The sequence below is a fragment of the Streptomyces sp. NPDC051822 genome, assembly GCF_044452745.1.
Taxonomy (GTDB): Bacteria; Actinomycetota; Actinomycetes; order Streptomycetales; family Streptomycetaceae; genus Streptomyces.
The window spans coordinates 100444-109783 of the sequence record NZ_JBITBZ010000016.1 but is presented as its reverse complement, the minus strand read 5'-3'; the positions used below and the strand labels follow the sequence as shown (position 1 = coordinate 109783).

At 68.0% G+C, this 9340-nt stretch carries 9 protein-coding genes; 4 read left to right on the top strand and 5 right to left on the bottom strand.

Features of this window, described 5'->3' with window-relative positions; translation table 11 throughout:
- Nucleotides 1-274 precede the first annotated feature (274 nt).
- The gene (locus ACIA8N_RS34430; RefSeq protein WP_365786288.1) at nucleotides 275-646 is read left to right on the top strand and encodes a peptidoglycan-binding domain-containing protein; all 372 of its coding nucleotides are present in this window, start codon (nucleotides 275-277) and stop codon (nucleotides 644-646) included.
- 461 nt (nucleotides 647-1107) lie between these two features.
- Here the strand turns inward: ACIA8N_RS34430 and ACIA8N_RS34425 are convergent, their stop codons facing one another.
- Complete coding sequence (locus tag ACIA8N_RS34425) at nucleotides 1108-1584, bottom strand: hypothetical protein (RefSeq protein ID WP_365786286.1); 477 nt, start codon at nucleotides 1582-1584, stop codon at nucleotides 1108-1110.
- A 277-nt stretch (nucleotides 1585-1861) separates the two neighbouring features.
- On the opposite strand from ACIA8N_RS34425, the gene ACIA8N_RS34420 reads away from it, so the two are divergent.
- Nucleotides 1862-2212, top strand: coding sequence for a hypothetical protein (locus ACIA8N_RS34420; protein ID WP_365786285.1), 351 nt, complete (start codon nucleotides 1862-1864; stop codon nucleotides 2210-2212).
- An 892-nt stretch (nucleotides 2213-3104) separates the two neighbouring features.
- On the opposite strand, the gene ACIA8N_RS34415 is transcribed toward ACIA8N_RS34420, so the two are convergent.
- From ACIA8N_RS34415 to ACIA8N_RS34400, 4 genes are all read right to left on the bottom strand, one after another.
- Complete coding sequence (locus ACIA8N_RS34415; RefSeq protein WP_365786283.1) at nucleotides 3105-6677, bottom strand: tetratricopeptide repeat protein; 3573 nt, start codon at nucleotides 6675-6677, stop codon at nucleotides 3105-3107.
- Nucleotides 6674-7144, bottom strand: coding sequence for a hypothetical protein (locus ACIA8N_RS34410; protein WP_365786281.1), 471 nt, complete (start codon nucleotides 7142-7144; stop codon nucleotides 6674-6676). Before ACIA8N_RS34410 ends, ACIA8N_RS34415 begins: the two co-directional genes overlap by 4 nt.
- A gap of 111 nt (nucleotides 7145-7255) precedes the next feature.
- Nucleotides 7256-7432 (bottom strand): hypothetical protein, encoded by a 177-nt coding sequence (locus tag ACIA8N_RS34405; protein WP_365786279.1) that lies wholly within the window; start codon nucleotides 7430-7432, stop codon nucleotides 7256-7258.
- Entirely contained in the window at nucleotides 7432-7695 is a 264-nt protein-coding gene (locus ACIA8N_RS34400; protein ID WP_365786277.1) for a hypothetical protein, read from the bottom strand. The genes ACIA8N_RS34405 and ACIA8N_RS34400 overlap by 1 nt, the downstream gene beginning before the upstream one ends.
- A gap of 275 nt (nucleotides 7696-7970) precedes the next feature.
- Between ACIA8N_RS34400 and ACIA8N_RS34395 the strand changes: the two genes are divergently transcribed.
- Together ACIA8N_RS34395 and ACIA8N_RS34390 are read left to right on the top strand one after the other, a co-directional pair.
- The gene (locus ACIA8N_RS34395; protein WP_365786275.1) at nucleotides 7971-8696 is read left to right on the top strand and encodes a DUF4839 domain-containing protein; all 726 of its coding nucleotides are present in this window, start codon (nucleotides 7971-7973) and stop codon (nucleotides 8694-8696) included.
- Between the two features lie 287 nt (nucleotides 8697-8983).
- Nucleotides 8984-9340 (top strand): tectonin domain-containing protein (locus tag ACIA8N_RS34390; protein WP_365786292.1); only part of this gene is annotated, 357 nt, incomplete at its 3' end.

Below are 9340 nucleotides of genomic sequence, written 5' to 3'. Positions count from 1 at the left end.
GGGGGGCGGGGGGGCGGTGTATGTACTTTGTTTTTTTTTAACCGGGGTTGTGTCAGGGGCAGTCGTTAACGACTGCCCCTGACCCCACGGCTGGTTGTGGCCAATTCTGAGTTTGCAGCCCTCGCGTCAGGTGCTTCTGACCGTGCTTCGCGCGCTCCCCCGTACGCCGTGGTGCGCTCTGCCTTGATGGTCGATCCAGGGATATGTTCGCGCTCAACCAATCCAGCGGCGGGCTGCCCCGCCCCGTTCGAAGGACTTGTAGTTGCCTCAGCTCATGAGACTTTCCCTGCTCGTGTCCGCCGTACTGGCCGCGGCCCTGCTCCCGGTCGGTTCCGCCAGTTCCGCTCTGGCCACACCCGCTCAAGCGCCGACTGCGGTGACGGTGAGCTGCCGATCCACCGTCGACAACGGGCTCTACTGCGGCTACGACCTCAGCAACGCCTACACGGATCGCGGCGACTCCGGTGCGAAGGTGAAGGAGCTCCAGGCGCTGCTGATCTACCGGGGCTACTCGGTGGGCTCTACTGGGGTGGACGGCTACTTCGGAGCCGCCACGGAGTACGCCGTGAAGCGCTTCCAGAGTGCGGAAAGGATCACTGCCGACGGCATCGTCGGCGCGACTACCTGGTCGTACCTCCGGTACTAGTGCCGTATCAAGCAACGTTCGCCCTGTTGTGACGCGCCGCCCGGATCGATTCCGGGCGGCGCGCTGTGCGACATGCTGTGCCGGTGGCTGAGCGTGTGCGGCCCGCACTCCCGTGATCTACCCTCAGCGCCAATCGACGGTTCCAGTAGAGGCCGACCGAGGTCCGGTACTCGTAGCGGCACACCATGAGTACCGGACCGCGGCAGCTAGGGGCGTGTGTCGGAAGTGCTGCTCGCCACCCGGACGAAACTGGGGCGCACGACGGTGTCGGCGGCGCTCTCGCCCCGTCCTCACTACGACGGCGTCCTGAACCCCCAACCCGGCAGATGTCGGCGGCAGCATGTTCCCGCGCACTACGCACGTCGGAGCAGCCTCGCACAGGCCTTTGATGTACTCACACGAGCACTGGTCGCATTTGCTGCACGGTACGCAGGGGTGCATCCGCTGATCGGGTGCGGCCCTCAGGGGTTGGACGGGCGTCTTCTGCCCGCGATCTGCGTTACTCGCCATGGGTAGTCAGGCTTGCTGTAGCTGGGGATCTCATCGCCCCAGGCGTGCCCCTCTCGGACGGCTTGCGCAAGGTGATCCCGCAGGTTCAAGGCGTCGAAGGAAGCTCTCCACCATCCGCTGGCGGGGCCGTGTCCCGGGCCTCCATCGGCGTAGGTCGCCGCGACCTCGATGGCAGTGAAGAACGAATCGAACGCGTAGTGGAGGACTTCGCCTAGCTCGTCGAGGGCCTCGGCGCTTGGGACGCCGCGGGCGTTGAGAGCACGGGTGACTCCGCGCAGCGCGGCAGCGCAGACAATGCCGGCTGCCTGCGGCGGTAGAGGGCCTGCTTCGTTTCGGTCCGGCAGAGGGATGCGCTCCAGGAGCTCAGCCCGCTCGTCGGCGGTCAGAGATGCCAGCAGGCTCTGGGCGAGGGCAGGGATGTCGGCCATGCAGACTCCAGGCGGTGAAGAGAAGGCCCCATGGTGACGCGCGGACCCGGGCGGTGTCCGCGAAAAGGCGCCAGTCCCTGAGTTCTAAAGGTGGTAGCCATCGACTGATCGGGCCGCACGGGCGCCAGACACTTGGGGCCTTGAGGCAGGCTGCCTCGCACTCGAAACCGACACGGCGCTGCTGCCGCTCAGAGATGAGCACAGAACCTTTGCAAAGCCGCCCCGTTTGCGATTCTCAGATTCGATACTGGCAGACACCAATGTGAAGGAGCCAACCGTGACTGACGACGAGCAGCAGCTCGCCGCCCTCCTCAACAACCTTCCCGGGCACGACGACGCCCGGTTCTGGCGCGGACTCAAGGAAGCGGTGGGCATTTACCGCATACGCTCGACGATGTCCTCTGCCGTCCAGGAGGCGCAGGGCGGCGACTTCGAACCGCTCGCCGAGTTCATCCTCGACGTCTTCAACCGCGACGCTCGACTCAAGGACATCACCGCGGCCCTCGCCACCCACCTCGGAAGCACCCTGCGGGCCCGCGCCTGGATCACCGACGCCATTGCGGCCGCTGACCGCATCAACCGGGCCCACGTCGAAGACCCCCTCAACGAGCTCACCAAAAAGTGGTGAAGACGGCGGCCCCAAGCTCAGACGTGGGCGGGGTCTGGCGTTGCCGGCGCCTCGCCCGCGTCGATCGCCCAGTCGATGACGGCGCACAGGGTGATGAGCTCTCCGTGGTGAATGACGCCGTACGGGTGTTGGCGAGCGGCCGCGGGATGCCCTGGACACAGGACACGGCGGCGAGCAGCGCGGCTGTCCGCGCCGGACCGAGGTACCGGGAGACGTCGGCCAGGCAGTAGATCAGGCCGTTGAGCGTCTCCCTCACCGATTCCGACGCACCGCCGTACCCGTACCGGTCGGGATCGTCACGGTCCGTCGGATCCAGCCCGGTCATCGCCTCCTCAACCGCGTCCGCGATCGGCCCCTGACCCAGGACTCGGTCGGCAGGTGTAGGGCCCGCATCCACGCAGCCCCCCGTCTGGCCGGCAGCAGGACCGCCTCCTCGCGAACGGCCTCCTCGACCCGGATCCGCTCCTCCTGTGAATCCAGTTCCGGCTTCGGGATGCCCCGCTGTTCATCGTGGAGCCGCATGAACCGCGCGAGCGTGCTCTCCGTGCCTGTTCAACGAGCGGTCGGAGGCTGGGGACCGGCGATTCTCGTGACGCGCAGGGGGGCCGGGCAGCGCGACGGCCAGGTCGAAGGCCGCCGTGCCGAAAGCTCGACCGCGGCACCGTCGGCCTCGATGTGGAACAATCACGCCGCCCGCTTGCAGCCCCTCGACAGCGTCGCCCCGACCAGCTCCCTGCTCGCGAACCCCCGCCACGTGGCCGACGCCGAGCAGCGCCTGGTGACAGCACAGCGGGCGCTTTCCCGGACGGAGAAGGGTTCGCGGACGCGGGAGAAAGCGCTCGCCGAGCGGCCCTCGGGCGCCTGTGGTGACATCCATGTTTGTGACACAGGGTCAAGGACGCCCGGTTTCGCCGTCGTCGCGTTCGGCGATGGCGAGATCGAGATTACTACGGACAATTCCCAGCAATGGATGGTCCTCGCCCAGCACCCGCACACTGCCGGTGAGGGTCTGCTCGTACATTGGGATCGCCCGTGCCAGGTCCCCCATCGAGTGGTAGGCGTAGGCGAGGTTGTTGCGGGAGAGCAGGGTGCTGGGGTGGTCATTGCCCAGCACACGGGCCCGCTCGGTGAGGGTCTGTTCGTACATCGGGATGGCCCGCGCCAGATCGCCCACCGACTCGTACGCGCTGGCGAGGTTACTGCGGGAGGTCAGGGTGCTGGGGTGGTCATTGCCCAGCACACGGGCCCGGTCGGTGAGGGTCTGCTCGTACATCGGGATGGCCCGTGCCAGGTCCCCCATCGAGTGGTAGGCGTAGGCGAGGTTGTTGCGGGAGGTCAGCGTGTCGGGGTGGTCCTTGCCCAGCACACGGGCCCGGTCGGTGAGGGTCCGCTCATGCATCGGAATGGCCCGCGCCAGGTCTCCGGCCGACTCGTAGGCGTAGGCGAGGTTGTTGCGGGAGGTCAGCGTGCTGGGGTGGTCATTGCCCAGCACACGGGCCCGGTCGGTGAGGGTCCGCTCATGCATCGGAATGGCCCGCGCCAGATCGCCCACCGACTCGTAGGCGTAGGCGAGGTTGTTGCGGGAGCGCAGGGTGTCGGGGTGATCATTGCCGAGCATACGCTCGGAGTCGGCGAGGGTCTGTTCGTACATCGGGATGGCCCGCGCCAGATCGCCCACCGACTCGTACGCGCTGGCGAGGTTGCCGCGGGAAATGAGGGGGCTGGGGTGGTCATTGCCCAGCACACGGGCCCGATCGGTGAGGGTCTGCTCGTACATCGGGATGGCCCGCGCCAGATCGCCCGCCGACTTGTACGCGTAGGCGAGGTTGTTGCGGGAGGTCAGGGTGTCGGGGTGGTCATTGCCCAGCACACGGGCCCGATCGGTGAGGGTCCGCTCGTGCATCGGGATGGCCCGCGCCAGATCGCCCGCCGACTTGTACGCGCTGGCGAGGTTGTTGCGGGAGGTCAGGGTGCTGGGGTGGTCATTACCGAGCATACGCTCGGAGTCGGTGACGGTCTGTTCGTACATCGGGATGGCCCGCGCCAGGTCCCCCACCGACTTGTACGCGCTGGCGAGGTTGTTGCGGGAGGTCAGGGTGCTGGGGTGGTCATTGCCCAGCACGCGCACCACGGCTTCCAAGTTTTGTTCGTGCATGGAGATGGCCTTTGTCAGGTCTCCGGCCGACTCGTAGGCGTAGGCGAGGTTGTTGCGGGAGCGGAGGGTTTCGGGGTGGTCGCTGCCTAGCACGCGCACGATGGCTTCCAGGTTCTGTTCGTGCATCGGGATGGCCCGAGTCAGGTCTCCGGCCGTCTCGTAGGCGTTGGCGAGGTTGTTGCGGGAGCGCAGGGTGCTGGGGTGGTCCTTGCCCAGCACACGCTGGGAGTCGGTGAGCTCCTGTTCGTACAACGGGATGGCCCGCGCCAGGTCCCCCGCCGACTTGTACGCGCTGGCGAGGTTGCCGCGGGAAATGAGGGTGCTGGGGTGGTCCTTGCCCAGTACACGGGCCCGGTCGGTGAGGGTCTGCTCGTACATCGGGATGGCCCGCGCCAGATCGCCCGCCGACTCGTAGGCGTAGGCGAGGTTGTTGCGGGAGCGGAGGGTTTCGGGGTGGTCGCCGCCTAGCACGCGCACGATGGCTTCCAGGTTCTGTTCGTACATCGGGATGGCCCGAGTCAGGTCTCCGGCCGTCTCGTAGGCGTTGGCGAGGTTGTTGCGGGAGAGCAGGGTGTCGGGGTGGTCATTGCCCAGCACACGGGCCCGGTCGGTGAGGGTCCGCTCATGCATCGGAATGGCCCGCGCCAGGTCTCCGGCCGACTCGTACGCGCTGGCTAGGTTGTTATGGAAGGTCAGGGTGTCGGGGTGATCGCCGCCAAGCACGCGTACCGCGGCCTCCAGGGTCTGTTCGTACATCGGGATCGCCCGAGTCAGGTCCCCGGCCGACTTGTAGGCGCTGGCGAGGTTGTTGCGGAAGATCAGAGCGTCGTGGTGATCCTCGCCCAGCACACGGACCCGGTTGGCCAAGCCGCGTTGGAAGTAGCTGGTCGCGCGCGTGAGTTCGCCCTGGTCGTTGAGGATCATTCCGGCGTTGCCGAGGAGGCTTGCCGTGGTGTTGGTGTCGGTGTCGGGAGATGTGTGGTCCGAGAGGGCAGCAATGTGAGGGAGAAGCGTGCGCCAGGTGGGCCAGGTTGAGGGGGTGCCCCAGGTGGCGGGCATGGCGGTGTGTAGCTGGGTGGTGGCGTGGTCGCGGGCTTCGTTGACGAGTTGGGGGGTGCGGTAGGGGTCGTCGGGGTCGGGTGTACGGGCGAGGGATTGGACGAGCCGGTGGACGGCCAGGGTGCCGGTGGCGGGGTCGGGGGTGATCATGCTGTAGGCCGTCAGGAGACCGAGTGCGGCCTGCAGCGCGGGCGGGTCGGCCAGGCCGTCCAGGAGGGTGGCGGGGATGTGGTCGGGGGCGTACCAGGCCAGGATCCGGAGCAGGTCTGCGGCCAGGGGCTCTCGGTCGGTGATCTGGTTGAGGGTGATGTGCCAGATCCGGGCGATGGTGCGCTCGGGCGGGGTGACACCGACGGCGCCTTGGCGGAACATCGCCGCCGGGTACTGGTCGAGCATGGCGAGGTAGGCGCGGGGCGTGGTGAGTGGACTCTGCGCCAAGTAGGCGGCTGCCTGTTCGACGGCCAGGGGCAGGTGGCCGAGTTCGGCGCACAGTTCGGCGGCGCCGGTCAGATCCCGGGGGCCGGCTGCAGTGGTGATGCGGGTGAGAAGGTCCAGGGCTTCGGTCTCATCGAGGACGTCCAGGCGGACCACGGTGGGGATGCCGTGCCAGGGGGTGGCGAGGCGGCTGGTGATCAGGAAGCGTCCCCGCGTCCCGGTGCGGCTTAGGAGCGGGGTGACGTCGGCGGGGTCGCTGACGTTGTCGAGGATCAGCAGCCAGCCGGAGTGGGTGGCCAGCCACTGCATGGCCCACTCCGCCAGCGTCTCGATGGGCAGGGCTCCGGACAGGGCCGGCTGCAGGGATGTGGCTAAGTCGGCCAGGCCCTCCTGCACGCCGGAGGGACTGTCGGCTGTGATCCACCGGATGGGGGATCGGCCGTGGGGGCGGGTGATGGCCCATTGTGCGACCAGGGTGCTCTTCCCGATCCCACCCAAACCCGCTACCGCCTGCACCACCGCCCCGCCTGGGCTGGCGAGTGCCGCGTCCAGCCGCTCCAGCTCGCGGGTGCGGCCGACGAAAAGGCCCGGGCGTACCGCCAGCGTGTCCAGGCCGGCCGGGGCCCTCACCTCGGTCGGGGGCCGCAGCGCCTCGGGCGGCAGGGACACCGCCCGGGAGTGGTCCCCGGTCAGCACGGGCGCGTAGTTGTTCCCCCCGATCGCGACGGCCCGCTCGGCACTCGCCTCCACCTGCGTACCAGGCTTGGGGGCGGGCGCCTCCGGTTGCTTCCCGGTACGGCGGAAAGGCCACTTCACGAGTTTGCGCTTCCGTGCTGGTCGCCGGTGGAGAGTGGGCCGGAGCTGTTCCCGCCGATGGCGATCGAACGCTCCCCGGACGCGGACACCGTACCCGGCGCCCGCGGGGCGGGAGGCTGTCCAGCAGCAGGTTCCACGGGTGCGGGCGGAGTCGGCGTCTGGGCATCGCCGGTGGAGATGGGGCCTTGGTTGCTCCCGCCGATGGCGACGGCGCGCTCAGCCGTGGCCTGCACCGACGGACCGGACGGTGCAGGCCCGGTCGTCGCCCGGCCCCGGGTGGCGAAGCCGTGCCCCCAGGAGGCCGCCAGCGCGGCCAGCGCCGTACCCAGCGCGGAGGCCAGTGACCAGCGGATCGCGGGATCCTCCACCAGCGGTGGCAACACCACCACCCCGCACAGCCACACTGGCACGACGAGAGCCGCCGCCGTCACCAGCCCCGCCACCACCCACCTGAGGTTCCATCCCATACAGCCCCCAACCCCGCCGACCGTCCGTGTACACCCAACGATCGCAGCAACACCCCGACCCTGAGGCGCCCTTGCGTACATACAACCGACCGAGGCTAAACGGCCGACAGGTCAGCGGTCGAGGTGCTCGTAGTGGATGAGGCGGGCGCGGGCGGCCTTCTCCGTCATTCCGAGGGCCTCGGCGATCCCGGGCGCTGGTTCCTCCTGGCCGCGGGTGAGGAGTCTGACGGCGGTCGGGGCGACCGAGGCGACGATCTCCTCGAGTTCGTCGGCTGCCTGCAGCACCATCACGGGCTGGTCCTCCTCCAGCAAGAGTGGTCCAGACGCTCGCGCACCTGTGCCAGCAGACCCGACAGGTCCTCCGGCAGCGGCAGGGCGCGGCCAGCCACCTCGTCCATGTGGGTCGTCCAGTCCCGGTAGGGGCCGGAGGTGTCGTAGGCGTCCGGATCGTCGTCCGCGCGGACCTTCTCCCAGTCGATCGGATAGGTGTTCTTGCCGCGCCATCCGCACGCGCATCGACCCCGCATCGATGTGGCCGTCGGCCGGCGCATCGTCCCGTCGTAGGCCCACCAGTCGATCGACTCGTGAAAGTTGCTGCCGCTGCCCAGGTCGAAGGGCCCGGTTCAGGGCATCCGCTGAGCCACATGGTGGCCTTGGTCCTCCTGGCTCACGGACGCCGCCTCCGGCCCGGCGCTGGTCTCTTTACAGCGGGCGGACTGGCGGAAGGCAGGGCTGAGGGGAAAGTGAGGGCGTCGAGTATCTCGTGGAGTCCCCTATGCTCACGGGGCAGTTGGTACGACCAGTTCTTTGAGGGGGCCGGAGCCGCGTGACCGACGTGATCAGGTACGAGCACAGGACTGTGCAGGCAGTTCGCGGTACCGACGGCTTGGTGATCTCGAAGATGCAGAAGGACGGCTGGGAGCTGGTGGGACAGTCGCAGGGCATGCTGCGTTCCACCCTCGACTTCCGCCGGCCGAAGAAGCCGGTGCCGCGGCTCTTGATCGGTGCCGCGGCCGGCGGCTTCGTGGTCTTGGCCATCATCATCGGCGTGGCCGCGGCGCTCGAGGACGAAGGCGAGAAGGAGTCGAACAAGCCGACGGCGGTCACCGCGAGCGCAGACCCCTCCGCCACGCCGACTCCGGCCGCGGCCGGGTCAGCTGCCGCTGAAGTGATCACAGCCGAGACCAACGCGGAGTTCGCGACGCTGCTGAAGACGCCGGACAGCTGCGACAGCTCGATCTTGGACTTCGCGACCAAGTACAAGGGCAAGACGGTCGCCTTCGACGGCTCAATCGTGCACATGGCCCCCCACGGCGACTACGACACCCGCTACGACTTCCTCCTGGGCCCGGGTGACCAGGGTCCGAAGACGGAGGGCGGACCTGCCTTCAAGTACGAGGACGTCAACACCCACGACCTCAAGCTGACTGGCCGAAGCACCCCCGACACCGTCCGGGCGGGCGATAAGTTCCACTTCGTCGCCGAACTGGTCGAATTCAACGCGAAGCAGTGCCTCTTCTTCCTGGACCCGGTTTCGACCGAGATCCGTTAACCGGACTCAGCTTTCAACGGCGGAGCGGCGGGCCAGCACGAGATGTCGCCACCGTCAGCGGACCGTGTTCTCGGCATCGAGCGGACCTCAGCAGGGCGGGCCGGTCGGCCATGAAGGCGGCGATGTCGGTGTAGTACGCGTAGTCGCCGCCTTCGGTGAGGTCGCGGAGCCGGGCGGTGGTGTCGGTGTGCCCTGGTCGTCGCCGAGGACGGCGTGGTGGAAGCAGACGACGAGCTCGAGGATCGCGGTGGCGATGGCGACGCCGGAGACGCGGCTCTCCCCTGCACATGCCGTGCCGCTGCGTCGATCCCCCTCAGGTGGGACCGCGCATCCGGTCAATGTGCCCCCAGCCAGCTGTCCCTCTCCTCAAGCGGGCTGGGAATGATAAGCGTCAAACATTCATTTTCAGATTATTTAGTTTAACCAATCCCCGTATTAGGCCATTTGACGGCCCTAGTCTCGGGCCGAGCCGTTGCAGGAACGGCACGAGTGAGGGGAACAAGGTCGACATGGCTCATTGGAAGAAGATCGCGGGCGGTCTGACGGGGATCTCGGCGGGGTCCCTGTCCAACGTGTGGGGCGTGAACGCGAATGCGCAGATCTACCGGTTCACCAACGACGACGCCACCCCGTGGCACGGCGTC